General features: G+C 64.8%; 15 protein-coding genes. 1 reads left to right on the top strand and 14 read right to left on the bottom strand.

The window, feature by feature from the left end; translation table 11 throughout:
- Nucleotides 1–221: 221 nt before the first annotated feature.
- The 4 genes from LCM4576_RS17150 to LCM4576_RS17135 all read right to left on the bottom strand — a co-directional run bounded on the left by LCM4576_RS17150 (nucleotide 222) and on the right by LCM4576_RS17135 (nucleotide 4,100).
- A complete protein-coding gene (locus LCM4576_RS17150) occupies nucleotides 222–971 on the bottom strand; it encodes an ABC transporter permease (RefSeq protein WP_071033276.1) in 750 nt (249 codons plus the stop codon).
- Nucleotides 968–1,906, bottom strand: a complete 939-nt coding sequence (locus LCM4576_RS17145) for an ABC transporter ATP-binding protein (protein WP_071033275.1) — start codon at nucleotides 1,904–1,906, stop codon at nucleotides 968–970. The genes LCM4576_RS17150 and LCM4576_RS17145 overlap by 4 nt, the downstream gene beginning before the upstream one ends.
- Nucleotides 1,903–3,066, bottom strand: coding sequence for an ABC transporter permease (locus tag LCM4576_RS17140; RefSeq protein WP_071033274.1), 1,164 nt, complete (start codon nucleotides 3,064–3,066; stop codon nucleotides 1,903–1,905). Before LCM4576_RS17140 ends, LCM4576_RS17145 begins: the two co-directional genes overlap by 4 nt.
- 122 nt (nucleotides 3,067–3,188) lie before the next feature.
- Nucleotides 3,189–4,100: an ABC transporter substrate-binding protein gene (locus LCM4576_RS17135; RefSeq protein WP_040983260.1), complete on the bottom strand. Its 912-nt coding sequence runs from the start codon at nucleotides 4,098–4,100 to the stop codon at nucleotides 3,189–3,191.
- A 236-nt stretch (nucleotides 4,101–4,336) separates the two neighbouring features.
- On the opposite strand from LCM4576_RS17135, the gene LCM4576_RS17130 reads away from it, so the two are divergent.
- Nucleotides 4,337–4,909, top strand: coding sequence for an NADPH-dependent FMN reductase (locus LCM4576_RS17130; protein ID WP_040983262.1), 573 nt, complete (start codon nucleotides 4,337–4,339; stop codon nucleotides 4,907–4,909).
- Between the two features lie 69 nt (nucleotides 4,910–4,978).
- Here LCM4576_RS17130 and LCM4576_RS17125 read toward each other — a convergent pair whose 3' ends face one another.
- From LCM4576_RS17125 to LCM4576_RS17080, 10 genes are all read right to left on the bottom strand, one after another.
- Complete coding sequence (locus LCM4576_RS17125) at nucleotides 4,979–6,199, bottom strand: MFS transporter (RefSeq protein WP_071033273.1); 1,221 nt, start codon at nucleotides 6,197–6,199, stop codon at nucleotides 4,979–4,981.
- A complete protein-coding gene (gene nusB / locus LCM4576_RS17120; protein WP_040983266.1) occupies nucleotides 6,196–6,690 on the bottom strand; it encodes a transcription antitermination factor NusB in 495 nt (164 codons plus the stop codon). The genes LCM4576_RS17125 and nusB overlap by 4 nt, the downstream gene beginning before the upstream one ends.
- The gene (ribH, locus tag LCM4576_RS17115; RefSeq protein WP_071033272.1) at nucleotides 6,687–7,181 is read right to left on the bottom strand and encodes a 6,7-dimethyl-8-ribityllumazine synthase; all 495 of its coding nucleotides are present in this window, start codon (nucleotides 7,179–7,181) and stop codon (nucleotides 6,687–6,689) included. Before ribH ends, nusB begins: the two co-directional genes overlap by 4 nt.
- 72 nt (nucleotides 7,182–7,253) lie before the next feature.
- A complete protein-coding gene (locus LCM4576_RS17110) occupies nucleotides 7,254–7,433 on the bottom strand; it encodes a DUF1778 domain-containing protein (RefSeq protein WP_040983270.1) in 180 nt (59 codons plus the stop codon).
- Nucleotides 7,433–8,050, bottom strand: a complete 618-nt coding sequence (locus LCM4576_RS17105) for a riboflavin synthase (RefSeq protein ID WP_071033271.1) — start codon at nucleotides 8,048–8,050, stop codon at nucleotides 7,433–7,435. Before LCM4576_RS17105 ends, LCM4576_RS17110 begins: the two co-directional genes overlap by 1 nt.
- A complete protein-coding gene (gene ribD, locus LCM4576_RS17100) occupies nucleotides 8,050–9,180 on the bottom strand; it encodes a bifunctional diaminohydroxyphosphoribosylaminopyrimidine deaminase/5-amino-6-(5-phosphoribosylamino)uracil reductase RibD (RefSeq protein WP_041006418.1) in 1,131 nt (376 codons plus the stop codon). The genes LCM4576_RS17105 and ribD overlap by 1 nt, the downstream gene beginning before the upstream one ends.
- Nucleotides 9,181–9,182: 2 nt before the next feature.
- Nucleotides 9,183–9,662: a transcriptional regulator NrdR gene (gene nrdR, locus LCM4576_RS17095; RefSeq protein WP_071033270.1), complete on the bottom strand. Its 480-nt coding sequence runs from the start codon at nucleotides 9,660–9,662 to the stop codon at nucleotides 9,183–9,185.
- Nucleotides 9,663–9,876: 214 nt separating this feature from the next.
- On the bottom strand, nucleotides 9,877–10,452 hold the full coding sequence (locus LCM4576_RS17090) for a hypothetical protein (RefSeq protein WP_071033309.1): 576 nt from the start codon (nucleotides 10,450–10,452) through the stop codon (nucleotides 9,877–9,879).
- An 81-nt stretch (nucleotides 10,453–10,533) separates the two neighbouring features.
- A complete protein-coding gene (gene glyA / locus LCM4576_RS17085) occupies nucleotides 10,534–11,847 on the bottom strand; it encodes a serine hydroxymethyltransferase (protein WP_071033269.1) in 1,314 nt (437 codons plus the stop codon).
- A 125-nt stretch (nucleotides 11,848–11,972) separates the two neighbouring features.
- A complete protein-coding gene (locus LCM4576_RS17080) occupies nucleotides 11,973–13,613 on the bottom strand; it encodes a Na+/H+ antiporter (RefSeq protein WP_071033268.1) in 1,641 nt (546 codons plus the stop codon).
- Nucleotides 13,614–13,697: the final 84 nt, after the last annotated feature.

The raw sequence follows: 13,697 nt of genomic DNA, 5'->3' as shown, positions 1-13,697 counted from the left end.
CCCCTCCCTGGGCCGTTGGAACGGAGATGCATGCCGCGCACGGAATCCACCCCTTGGCTGGGGTGTATGCGAAACAAGGCTTGGAACGTCAAGATATTGTTCGGTTTTTGCCCGGCTTTCGCCCAAAAGAAGAAGGCAGTAAACGTTGTGCCAGCACGGGCCTGGAATTAGATCGATTGAAATGACGCGAGGGCACCTTCGCGCAATCCGCCGACCTAGCGCTATTCGGCGCCCTGCCCCATGCGCCRCGCGGCGTAGCGCTCGATCGCCGAGAGGCCGTCATAGATCAGCACCGCGAGCGCGGCGACGATCAGGCCGCCCTGCAGAACGAAGGCAAGATTATTCGAGATAAGGCCCGCGATGATCACCTCGCCCAGCGTCTTGGCGGCAACCGTCGAGCCGATGGTGGYGGTGGCCAGGCTGATGACCACGGAAAGCCGGATGCCGCCGAGGATCACCGGGGCGCTCAACGGCAGCTCGACCTTCATCAGCCTTTGCCAGCCGGTCATGCCGGCGCCGCGCGCCGCCTCCATGACGTTGCCGGGCAGCGTGGTGAGCGCCGTCAGCGCGTTCTCGAAGATCGGCAGCAGGCCGTAAAGGAAAAGCGCGATCAGCGTCGGCTTCTCGCCGAAGCCGACGGCGGGCACGGCAAGCGCCAGCACGGCAACCGGCGGGAACGTCTGACCGATATTGACCAGGCTGCGCGACAAGGGCAGGAACTCGGCGCCGGCCGGCCTGGTAACCAGGATGGCTAAAGCCACCGCGACGATCGTCGCCGCCACGGTCGCGACCAGCACGGTGCGCAGATGCTGCAGGGTCAGCGTCAGCAGGCTGCCCTGGTTGTAGATCGCCGGCGCGCCATTCTCGGTCAGCGGCTTCAGCAGCGGCTCGAACCAACCGGGGCTGGTGATGAAGACCACCAGCAACGCCAGGACGGCCAGCCTCAGCAGCGCGGGCAGCCAGGCTTTCATTGCGGCCTCGCCGCGCGTTTCACCAAGCCTTCGACGGTGACACGGCCTAGCGGCTTGCCGTCGGCGTCCTTCACCGGCAGCGCGGGGCGCCCGGACCATAATAATTCGGCCAGCGCGTCACGCTGCGTGGCGTCACCTGGGATCGCCTCGCCTTCGGCGCCGCCCGGCTCCACGGCATCGCGCACAGGCCCGAGCGACAGCAGCCGGAACGGCTTTTCGCTGGCGCCGACCAGCGTCTCGACGAAATCGCTTGCCGGCCTCGCCAGGATCTCCGCCGGTTTTGCGTATTGCACCAGCTTGCCGGCATCCATGACGGCGATCTTGTCGCCCAGATGCACGGCCTCTTCCATGTCGTGGGTGACGAGAATGATGGTGGTGCCGAAACGCTTCTGGATCGCCAGCAGATCCTCCTGCGCCTTGGTGCGGATGATCGGGTCGAGCGCGCCGAAGGGCTCGTCCATCAAAAGCACGTTTGGCTCGGCGGCCAGAGCGCGGGCGACGCCTACACGCTGCTGCTGGCCGCCGGAAAGCTCGTGCGGGTAACGCGGGCCGTAGGCCTGCGGGTCGAGCTGGTAGAGTGTCATCAGCTCGTCGACACGCGCCTTGATGCGATCCCTGTCCCAGCCGAGCAGCAGCGGCACGGTGGCGATGTTCTGCGCCACCGTGCGGTGTGGAAACAGGCCATGGCCTTGAATGGCGTAGCCGATGCTGCGGCGCAGCTGATAGCCAGGCACGGAGCGGTTGTCGGCGCCGTCGAGCCTGACGACGCCCGAGGTCGGCTCGACCAGCCGGTTGATCATCCTGAGCAGCGTCGTCTTGCCGGATCCCGACGTGCCGACGATGGTGGCGATGGTCCGGGGCTCGATGACCATCGAAACATTATCGACCACCGTCGTTGCGTCGTAGCGCTTGGTGATGCCCTCTATCTCGATCATGCCGTCTCAACCCTGCGCTTGGTGGCTGTCATCTCGATCACCGCATCAAGGATGATCGCCGCGGCAAAGGCCAGCGCCACGGTGGGCAGCGCGCCGAGCAGCACCAGATCCATCGCCGTCTGGCCGACACCCTGGAAGACGAACACGCCGAAGCCGCCGCCGCCGATCAGCGCCGCGATGGTGGCGAGCCCGATATTCTGCACCAGCACGATGCGGATGCCGGTCAGGATCACCGGAAAGGCGAGCGGAAACTCGACGTCGAGCAGGCGCTGGCGGTCGGTCATGCCCATGCCACGCGCGGCGTCGTTGGCCGCGCGGGGTACACCAGCCAGCCCGACCACGGTGTTGGCCACCACCGGCAGCAGCGAATAGAGGAAGAGYGCCACAAAGGCGGGCGCGGTTCCGATGCCCCTGATGCCGATAGCGGCGGCGCCTGGCACATGCAGGGCGACCCAGCCGAGCGGAGCGATCAGCAGGCCGAAGAGCGCGATCGAAGGAATAGTCTGGATGATGTTGAGCACATTGAGCACTCCTGCCCGCAGCGTCTCGACGCGATGGCAAAGGACGCCGAGGGGTATGCCGACGATCACCGCGCCGACCAGCGAGCCGAGCGCCAGCGTGACGTGCTTGGAGGCTTCGGCCCAGAAGCTGTCGGCGCGGCTGGCATATTCCTTGAGGATGGAGAGACTGTCCCAAAGGCCCGACACAAGCAGCGCGGCGATGGCCAGAGCGGCAATCATCAAGACCCCCACGCGAGACCAGGGCGACAGGTTCAGCCGAGTCAGCACATCGGCCAGCAGCAGCGTGAAGGCAAAGATCAGCAGCCAGAAACCGGAGGCCGGGGCGATGCGGGCGAACGTGTTGCCGTCGGGCGTCAGGAAAGCACCGGCGACGCCGATCAGGATCGCAAGAGCGACCAGCGCGACGATGCTGGCGGCCAGCCTGATGATGAGCGGTGTCTTCAGCAGAGCAATGATGCCGCCCACGATCACGATCGCCAGCAGCAGCATACCAAGCGTCGGCGGCAACGCTTCGAGGATCGAACGCGCTTGCCCCGGCACGATACGGTTGGCGCGGAACGTGGCGAACGGGGCGAAGAGCGCCGCGTAGGCGACGATCGCGGCGATGACGATGCCGAGCTTGTCGAAACGAAGGGTCATTGCTTACCCCCTGCGGCTTTGGCGATTGGCGAAAGCCTACGGGACAGCCAATCTCCCCTTGCGGGGGAGATCAGCAGTTCCGCCAACCGCACCTCTCCGACTCGCGTTTATTATGCCGCGATCTACTTCAGGAACCCGTTCTTCTTCAAAAAGTCCTCGGCCACCCCCTTCGCAGGCTCACCACCCAATTGCACGCGCCCATTGAGCTCCTGCAGCGTAGTAAGGTCGAGCTTGGCGAACACCGGCTTCAGCAGCGTCTCGATCTCGGGATGTTCCTTCAGCACCTTCTCGCGGATGATCGGTGCCGGCTGGTAGACCGGCTGCACGTTCTTGTCGTCCTGGAGAACGACAAGGCCGGAGGGCTGGATGCCGCCATCGGTGCCGTAAACCATGGCGGCGTTGGCGCCGTTGGTCTGGTTGGCCGCGGCCGCGATGGTCGCCGCGGTGTCGCCACCGGAGAGCGTGATCAGCTGGTCGGGCTTCAGTGTGAAGCCGTAGGTTGTCTGGAAGGCCGGAAGGGCCGCCGCCGAATTGACGAACTCGGCGGAAGCCGCCAGCACCACTTTGCCGCCGCCGGCGACATATTTGCCGAAGTCCGTCAGCGTGACGAGCTTGTTCTCGTCGGCCACCTCCTTGCGCAGCGCGATCGCCCAGGTGTTGTTGGCCGGCGACGGCGACAGCCAGACGATCTTGTTGGCGTCGTAGTCGAGCTTCTTGGCGGTCTCGTAAGCCTTGGCGGCATCCTTCCAGACCGGATCGTCGGCCTTCTGGAAGAAGAAGGCCGCGTTGCCGGTATATTCGGGGTAGATGTCGATCTCGCCAGCGGTGATCGCCTTGCGCACCACGGGTGTCGCGCCGAGCTGGATGCGGTCGGTGGTCTTGATGTTGTTGGCGTTGAGCACGAGCTGAATGATGTTGCCCAACACACCGCCTTCGGTATCGATCTTCGAGGAGACAACCACCTGGGCGCTGGCCGAGGCAGTGGCAAGGCCGAGCGCGATGGCTGCTACGGCGAGCTTTCCGATTGAAAACATTGTGAAATCCCTTGCTGTGAACCGATTGATCGGTGGCTGCATATGAGCACGGCTATAACGGGCAGTCGGGGTACACGGTTTCATAACTCGGGGGACAGGCGCAATAATTTTGTTCGATCCGACAAAAGCGCTGTTCAACCCGACATAGCGCAATGCCGACCTAAGGCCGGGTGGCGGCCTGCCCTGTTCTGGGGAATACTAGAAAGGCGGGTCGGCGGCCAAAACAGGAGTGTGTCATGGCCAAGCACAAAGTCGGCTACCTTATCGGCAGCCTCGCCAAGGGCTCCATCAACCGCAAGCTTGCGAAGGCCCTCGTCAGACTGGCGCCGCCCGAACTTGAAATGACGGAAATCTCTTTCAAGGACCTGCCGCTCTACAGCTACGACTATGACGCAGCCTTCCCACCCGTCGCCCTGGAGTTCAAGAAAGCCATCGCGTCGGTCCAGGCGGTGCTTTTCGTCACGCCGGAGTACAACCGATCGATCCCCGGCGGCCTGAAGAATGCGATCGACTGGGCCAGTCGCCCCTACGGCAAGAACTCCTTTGCCCGCAAGCCGACCGCCGTCATCGGAACGTCGCCGGGCGCGATCGCTACCGCCGTCGCCCAGCAGAGCCTGCGCAGCGTGCTTAGCTTCTGCAACGCTCCCCAGATGAATTCGCCCGAAGCCTACATTCAGTTCACTCCGGGGCTGATCACCGACGATGGCGAGGTGACCGTGGCGTCAACAGAGACATTCCTGCGCAACTACATGCAGGAGTTCCACATGTTCATCGCGCGGGTCCTGCAGGTGCTCCCGCCGGATGCATGACGCTGGCCTCGTTTTCAGGCAGGTCAGGCAGGTTGTTCAAGTGGCCGGAAGAGCGGGTCGGGCGCCCCTTCAAGGTTTGGGAGCGCCCACAAGCTTCAACGTGCCGAGCGCCACAAAGCAGAGCGCGACGACCGGAAAGACAATCCAGTTCAGCATGGTCCAGCCCCAGGCATTGTAGATCGCGCCCGACATCAGCGAGGAGAATGCGACGGAGCCGAACAGGACGAAGTCGTGGAAGCCCTGGACCTTGCTCTTCTCGGAGGGCCGGTAGCTGGCGGCGACCATTGCGGTTGCGCCGATGAAACCGAAATTCCAGCCGAGCCCGAGCAGGATCAAGGCGGTCCAGAACTGCCACAGCGCCAGCCCGGAAAGCGCGACGACGGCGCAGCCGATCAACAGGATAAGGCCAGTGGCGACGATGCGCTCGGCGCCGAAGCGGTGGATCAGCGTGCCGGTGAAGAAGCTCGGCCCGAACATGGCCATGACGTGCCAGGAGATACCCAGCGTGGCATCGTCTTCCGACAAGCCGCAGCCTACCATCGCGAGCGGCGCGCCGGTCATGACGAAGCTCATCAGCGCATAGCTGCCGACGGTGCAGAAAAGTGCTGCGACAAAACGCGGTTGGGTGACGATTTCAGCCAACGGTCGGGCATCGCTTGTGTCAGTTTCGGTCACGGCGTTTGCATGTGGGGAAACGCGCAGGAACGACAGGACGAGCGCGCCGACCGCCGCCAGGGGCAGGATCGAGGCGAACGATCCCGCGAACATGACGGGGGCCAGCAATTCGCGGGTGTAGATGACGATCTGCGGCCCGAGGATGGCGGTGATGATGCCGCCCGCCAGCACGAACGAGATGGCGCGTGCCTTGAATTCGGGCGGCGCGTTGTCGGCGGCGGCGAAACGGAACTGCTGGACGAAGGCGCCGCCGACGCCGATGACGCAGAGGCCGAAGGCGAACAGCCAGAAGCTCCCGTGGAAGAGCGCGAGGGTGGCGATCAGGCCGCCGAATGCGGTGACCACGGTGCCGGTCGTGAAGCCGCCGCGATGGCCGAGGCTGCGGATGATGGCGGCAGCCGGCAAAGCGCCTAGCGCCACGCCGAGATTGAATCCGGTGATCGGCGCCGTCGCCAACGACTTGTCGGGACCGAGCAAGTATTGACCGGCAAGCGCGCCGAGCGAAATGGCGATCGGCGCGGCCGAGCCGACGATCGCCTGCGCGGCGGCAAGCAAGACGGCGGTGCGGCGCCCTTCCCTTCCGGCCTCGACGATCGCCGCAGTCGCGGTTGTCACGAGGCGTCCTTGCCACGTCCCTCGCCGCGTACCCGGCGCGAGACACGATCCAGCACGGCGTTCACCAGCTTCGGCTCGTCTTCCTCGTAGAACGCCTTGGCGATGTCGACATATTCGGAGACGATGACGGCGACCGGCACGTCCTCGCGCTTCATCAGTTCATAGACGCCGGCACGCAGGATGGCGCGCAGCGTCGAATCCAGCCGCGACAGCGGCCAGTCCTCGGTCAGGGCCTGGCGGATGACGGGATCGATGGTCTTCTGGTTCTCGACGACGCCGGTCAGGATGGCGCGGAACCATTGCGCGTCGGCCTCGCGATAGAGCGCGCCATCGACTTCCTTGCCGAGGCGGAAGGTCTCGTATTCGGCCGTGATCTCGAAGACGCCGCTACCGGCCACATCCATCTGATAGAGCGCCTGGACGGCGGCAAGACGGGCGGCGCCGCGCTTGTTGGCGTGGCGCACCGATCCGGTCGAGGCGGGCTCGGTCACGATTGGGCTCCGAATTTCTCTTTGTGCGCGATCATGGTCAGCGCCGCGCGCGCGGCGAAGCCACCCTTGTCGCCTTCTGTCTTTCGCGCACGCGTCCATGCCTGCGCGTCGTTCTCCGTGGTCAGGATGCCGTTGCCGACCGCGATCGCCTCCTGCACCGACAAGTCCATTAGCGCACGGCTCGATTCATTGGCGACGATGTCAAAATGATAGGTGTCGCCGCGGACGATGGTGCCCAACGCGACGAAGCCGTCATAATGCGTGCCGCCTTCGGCCGCGCCATCGAGCGCGAAGGTGATGACGGCCGGTATTTCAAGCGAACCGGGAACCGTCACCACGTCATAGGTGGCGCCGGCCTCATCGAGCGCGCCGGTCGCGCCTTCGAGCAGGGCGTCGGCGAGATCGTCGTGAAAGCGCGCTTCGACAATGAGCAGATGCGCCTTCGCCTTCGGGCGAATGAACGCTTTGCCGTGTTGGGATGTGCCAGCCATAAAAGTCTCCGGGGGGGGTTGCCGGTGACTTAGGCCGAAGCCGGGTTGATCGCAAGCGGAAGATTGCTGCAGTCAGACGCCAGTAGCCTGGCGATAGCGACGCACCGTGTCCCTCAGACGGTCGTTCACCGGCCGCGGATTGGTCAGCGCTTCAACGAATACCTTGCGATCGTCGACCGACAGATTGAGGCCGGGCGCGTCCTCGACGTGGAGCTTTTCTCGCCGAGCGGAGCCAATTTCGTCCTTGGTCATCACAGCCCCTCTTTCGCCGCCTCCGCCAGGCGCGCCGCGTAGCGGGCCATGGTGTCGATCTCGATGTTGACGCGGTCGCCCGCCCGGCGCTCGCCCCAGGTGGTAACGGTCAGCGAGTGATGGATGAGCAGCACGTCGAAGCGGGTGCCTTCGACCTTGTTGACGGTGAGTGAGGTGCCGTCGAGCGCGACCGACCCCTTGGGCGCGATGAACTTCGCCAGGTGGCGCGGCGCTTCGAGGGTGAAGCGCACGGCATCCCCCTCCTCCTTGCGCTCGACGATCTCGGCGGWGCCGTCGACATGGCCGGAGACGATGTGGCCRCCGAGCTCGTCGCCGATCTTCAGCGCCCGTTCGAGGTTGATACGGGTACCGGATTTCCAGCTCGAAGCCGTGGTCAGCCTCAGCGCTTCCTCCCAGGCCTCGACCTCGAACCAGCGCGCGTTCGAGCCTTGCTCGGGAAGCGCGGTCACGGTGAGGCAGACGCCACCACAGGAAATCGAAGCGCCAATCGCGATGGTGTCAGGATCATAGGCGGTGTCGATGCGCAGGCCGATGCCTTCAGCGAGCGGCTTCACAGCGGCTACCGTGCCAACGTCGGTGACGATGCCAGTAAACATTACAGACCCCTTACCCACTCGGCGTAAGCGTCCTCGCCGAAGCGCATGTCACGCAATTTGCGAAATCCAGCCGGGATATGGTCGGCGTCGATGGGCGATGCAATACCGTCCTCACCGATGGCGTCCGGGCCTTGGAAGAGGACAATGCGGTCGACAAGATTTTCATCGAGGAAGGCCTTGGCCACCTGGGCGCCGCCTTCGACCAAAACGCTTGCCATGCCTAGCGCGGCAAGGTCTTCCAGCAATTCCGGCAAAGCGACGACGCCGTCATGGGTTTCGGTGCCGATGAAGCGCACGCCGGCACGTTCGAGCGCCGCCCGCCGATGCGGGTCGGCTTCCAGGCAAGCGGCGACATAGAGCGGCACGCGGTCGACTCCGGAAACCAGCTTGGACGTCTCCGGCAACCGGATCTGCCGATCGAGGATGATACGCGCCGGCGAGCGGTTCTCCAGTCCCGGCAGGCGCACGGTCAGCGCCGGATCGTCCTCGAGCGCCGTGCCGATGCCGACCAGGATGGCGTCAGACTCGGCGCGCATCAGATAGACGTCGCGTCGCGCGATCTCGCCGGTGATGGCGACCTGGCCGGCGCCCTTGCGGCCGATCTTGCCGTCGCTGGAAAGCGCAAGCTTCAGAGTTACTTCGGGGCGTTTTTTCAGAGAGCGAGTCAGATAGCCGGCCATCTGCTCGGCAGCCTCGGCCGCCAGCACCTTCTCCACCACCTCGACGCCGGCAGCGCGCAGGATGGCGTAGCCCTGGCCGGAGACGCGTGGATCGGGATCGCTCGCCGCACCCACCACCCGCGCTATGCCGGCATTGACCAGCGCATTGGCGCAAGGCGGCGTGCGGCCGTGATGGGCGCAAGGCTCCAGCGTGACATAGGCAGTGGCGCCACGGGCCAGTTCGCCAGCCTCGGTCAGCGCCTCGGTCTCGGCGTGCGGGCGGCCGCCGACTGCCGTCACGCCGGTGCCGACGATCATCGGCCCGGCGCCGTCGTCGCGCACGATGATGGTGCCGACGGAAGGGTTGGTCGAGGTGCGGCCGGCATTGCGGCGCGACAGCCTGATGGCCGCGGCCATGAAACGGCGGTCAACGGCCGCCTGCGCGGCCTCGTCCAGTCGCGGTCCCGCCATGATCAGCCGGCGTCCTCTTCGGTCTTTTCCTCGTCGCCCTTCAATTCGCCCAGCAGTTCATGGAAATCCCTGGCCTCGCGGAAATTGCGATAGACCGAGGCGAAGCGGACATAGGCGACGTCATCCAGCGACTTCAATGCCTCCATGACCAGCCGGCCGACCTCACCCGAGGCGATCTCGGTTTCGCCCGAGCTTTCGAGCTGGCGCACGATGCCGGTAACGGCGCGGTCGATACGCTCAGGGTCGACATTGCGCTTGCGCACGGCGATCTCGACGGAGCGCAGCAGCTTGTCGCGGTCGAAGGGCACTTTGYGGCCGGACTTCTTGATGACGACGAGGTCGCGCAGCTGCACGCGCTCGAAGGTGGTGAAACGACCGCCRCAATCGGGGCACACCCGCCGCCTGCGGATCGCCGCGCCATCCTCGGCGGGACGCGAATCCTTCACCTGCGTATCTTCGGACTGGCAATAGGGGCAGCGCATGGAAAGCCTTGGGTTCGCGATTCAGGCATGATCCCGAAAAGTTGCAGGCTTTTCGGAGAAGATCATGCTTCAAAAACAAAATTTTAGAGTGAGAGGGCGATTCAAGGAAGCGTCATCTCACTCTGGTGGGCGAAAGGCTTAGAGCCTTTTGTGTCTCAGAGATAGCGAGGCGGGAGCAAGATTGCCAGCGCCCTGCCCCGCCGGCGGGCAAGCGTCAAGGCGCGACGTCCTTGGTCGAAAACCCGCAGGACGTGCCGAGATTGCGATAGGCCTTGGTGAAGCCGTCCATCGGGATGCTGGTGACCTTCTGTTTGCCGAAAGTCACATCGAGCGAGGTAACCTTGCGCATGGCGCGCAGCAGGGCAAGGCTGGTCTTGGCCTGGTTGTCGACCATCCAGCTGGGACGACCGCCGGCGGCGGCGTTGGAGCTTACGGTCGCCGCAACCTTCACGCCCGGATCACCGAAGGTCGCGGCGATCTTGTCGCCGGTCGGCAGGGTCTTGTTGTCGATAATGAACATGATGGCCGGATACGCGTCCGGCGGCAGCGCGTCGCCGGTCGAGATCGACAGCGTCAGGGACCCGGCATTGCCGGTGCCGTCGACGAAAGCCGTCGAGGCGGCGCAGGTCTTGTGCGCGTCCTGCCCGGTATCGAGCGTATCGATGATGGTGGTCCACTTGCCGAACGTATTGGTGGCCGACAAGTCGGCGTTCGTCTGCTCCTCAGCGACCGCGGCGGAAGCGGTCAGCGAGCCAAACAGGACCAAGGCGGCAAAGCGGGAAGTGCGCATCATCAAGTCTCCGGTAAGCCGCGCCGCCCGATCAAGGAGCGGCGCGCAGCGCAGGGATAAAAGATGACGCGCGGCGCCTGGTCAACCGAGATAGGGGTAAAGCGGGAAGCGATCGGTCAGCGCCGTGACCTTGGCCTTCACCGCGGCCTCGACCGCCGCATTGCCCTCGTCGGAATTCGCCACTTTCAGACCGTCCAGCACCTCGGCGATCAGCTTGCCGATCTCGCGGAATTCGGCCTGGCCGAAGCCGCGTGTGGTGCCGGCCGGCGTGCCGAGGCGCACGCCCGAGGTGACGAACGGCTTTTCCGGATCGAACGGAATGCCGTTCTTGTTGCAGGTGATGTTGGCGCGGCCCAGCGCTGCTTCCGCACGCTTGCCGGTGGCGTTCTTCGGACGCAGATCGACCAGCATCAGATGGTTGTCGGTGCCGCCGGAGACGATATCGAGGCCGGTCTCCTGCAGGCTGGACGCCAGCGCCTTGGCATTGGCGACGATGCTTTCGGCATAGGCCTTGAAGCTCGGCTTCAGCGCCTCGCCAAGCGCGACCGCCTTGGCGGCGATGACATGCATCAGCGGGCCGCCCTGCAGGCCCGGGAACACCGCCGAGTTCATCTTCTTGGCGATTTCCTCGTCGTTGCACAGGATCATGCCGCCGCGCGGGCCGCGCAGCGACTTGTGCGTCGTCGTGGTCACGACATGGGCATAGGGCAGTGGCGACGGGTGCATGCCGCCGGCGACCAGGCCAGCAATATGGGCCATGTCGACCATCAGATAAGCACCGATCGAATCGGCGATCTCGCGAAAACGCTTCCAGTCCCAGATGCGCGAATAGGCGGTGCCGCCGGCCAGGATCAGCTTCGGCTTGGTCTCATGCGCGGTCTTTTCGATCGCGTCCATGTCGAGCAGGTGATCGTCCTTGCGCACGCCATAGGAGACGACCTTGAACCACTTGCCGCTCATGTTGACCGGCGAGCCGTGGGTGAGATGGCCGCCCGAATTCAGGTCGAGACCCATGAAGGTGTCGCCGGGCTGCAGCAGCGCCAGGAACACCGCCTGGTTCATCTRGCTGCCCGAGTTTGGCTGGACGTTGGCGAAGTTGCAGCCAAACAGCTTTTTCGCGCGCTCGATGGCCAGTTCCTCGGCCACGTCGACGAACTGGCAGYCGCCATAGTAGCGCTTGCCCGGATAGCCTTCGGCATATTTGTTGGTCATGATCGAGCCCTGCGCCTCGAGCACCGCGCGCGACACGATGTTTTCGGACGCGATCAGCTCGATCTCATGGCGCTGGCGACCGAGTTCGTTGCGGATGGCGCCGAAGATTTCCGGATCGGCGTCGGCAAGCGTGGTCTCGAAGAAGGATTCGAATTTGCTGGAGGCTGCCGCTGCATTTGACATGGCTTGCTTTCCCTTGGGGCCGGAGGTCTGCGAGGTCGCCGCGCATTAACACAGTTGTTTTCGGGCCGCCACGTTTGCGGCGCGAAATTTGCTGGCCGGTTTGCGCCAAGACAGCGCACCCGGTTCTAATCCCGTGGCGCGCGGCCCTTCAGGATCGCTTCGGAGAAGGTGATCTCGGTGAACAGCTTGCGCGCGGTGTGGTCGTTGATGTCGCCGCGGCGAAGCATCGCCTGCAGCTCGGCGCGCTCGGCCTCGATGCCGGCAAGCCTGAGTTCGATCTCGATGCGGCCGGATTCGCGGGCCTCGGCGCGCGCTTCGTCGGCGCCRTCGGAGAGCGAGATGCGGCGCCGGTAGATAGAGGCGACGCTCTCGGCGATGGCGAGCTTCATCTCAGCCGCCTCGCCTTCGTTACTGTCGCCTGCGAGGCCTTCGATCCTGGCGATTGCCGCGTTGGCGGCGCCGACGCGAGCCCTGCGCTCTTCAGCCGCGCCCGGTTGCTCGCCCGGCTCGACGAGACCGCGCGCGACCGTCGRCAAAGCAAGGCTGGCAATCGCCAGTGAGCAGATGATGACGCCGGCCGCAAGAAAGATCACGAGGTCGCGCGCCGGAAAGGGCGTGCCGTCCTGCAAGGTGAGYGGCAGCGACAGGATGCCGGCCAGCGTCACGGCGCCGCGAACGCCGGCGATCGAGCCGGCAAGCCTGACGCGAAAGCCAAAGGRTTCGGCCTTGCGCTTGCCGAGCCGCGCGGCAAGCACCGCCCCGATGTCGCCGATCCAGATCCAGACGAAGCGCAGGCCGATAAGGCAGAGCGTGAGCAACAGCACGGTCAGGGCCGGCTCGAACAGCCAGTGCCGGGTGGTCAGTTCCGGCGGTACCTTGCGGATAATGTCTGGCAGTTGCAGGCCGAGCAGGATGAACAGCGAGCCGTTGAACATGAAGATCAGCATCGACCAGAGCGAGATCGTCTGGATGCGTGCCGAAACCGCCATGTGGCGGACGATGCCGGAATATCCGGTCAGAAGCCCGGCGGTGACCGCCGCCAGGATGCCTGAAGCGCCGAAATGCTCGGCGATCAGATAGGCGACGAAGGGCAGCAGGACCATAACCAGCACCTGCGCTTCTGCCGGTGTGCTGGTGATACGGCTGAGAATCTGCAACGACTTCGCCGCGATGAACAGCGCCGCGACACCGGCGAGGATGCCGACCGCCACGGCCAGGAGGAAGCTCAGGGATGCCCCGGCAAACGAAAAGCTGCCCGTGAGCACCGCCGCCACCGTGAAGCGGAACATCACCAGACCGGAGGCGTCGTTGAGCAGCGACTCRCCTTCCAATATGTGCATCAGCCGCRCCGGGACGAGATTGCGGTCGACGATCGAGGACACGGCGACCGCGTCGGTCGGCGACAGCACTGCGGCCAAAGCGAAGGCGACCACCAGCGGGATGCTCGGCACCAGCCAGTGCAAGGCGTAGCCGAAGCCGACGATGGTGAAGAAGACGAGCCCGATGGCGAGGTCGAGGATCGGACCGCGCAGCGCCATCAGCTCACGCTTCGGCGCCGAAAAGGCGTCGCCGAACAGAAGCGGCGGAATGAACACCAGCAGGAACAGTTCCGGATCCACTTCGATGTGAACGCCTCGCGCAGGCCAGGCAAGCGCGACGCCAATAGCGATCTGCAGCACCGGCAGCGGCACGCGCACCAGGCGCACCAACGCGCCCGAAACGGTCACGAAGGCGAGCACGACGAGGATGAAGACGGCGACGTCCATGGTGCGATTCCGGCTGTTCCACCGACCATGGGCAATTGCCGGCCTCGCGTCCAGCCGCCCGGGCATCGAGCGGCCGCACCAATC

It is taken from the genome of Mesorhizobium sp. LCM 4576, from assembly GCF_001854815.1.
Classification (GTDB): domain Bacteria; phylum Pseudomonadota; class Alphaproteobacteria; order Rhizobiales; family Rhizobiaceae; genus Mesorhizobium; species Mesorhizobium plurifarium.
Note: the sequence above shows the minus strand (reverse complement) of the source record. Positions and strands in the feature narration are given on the sequence as shown.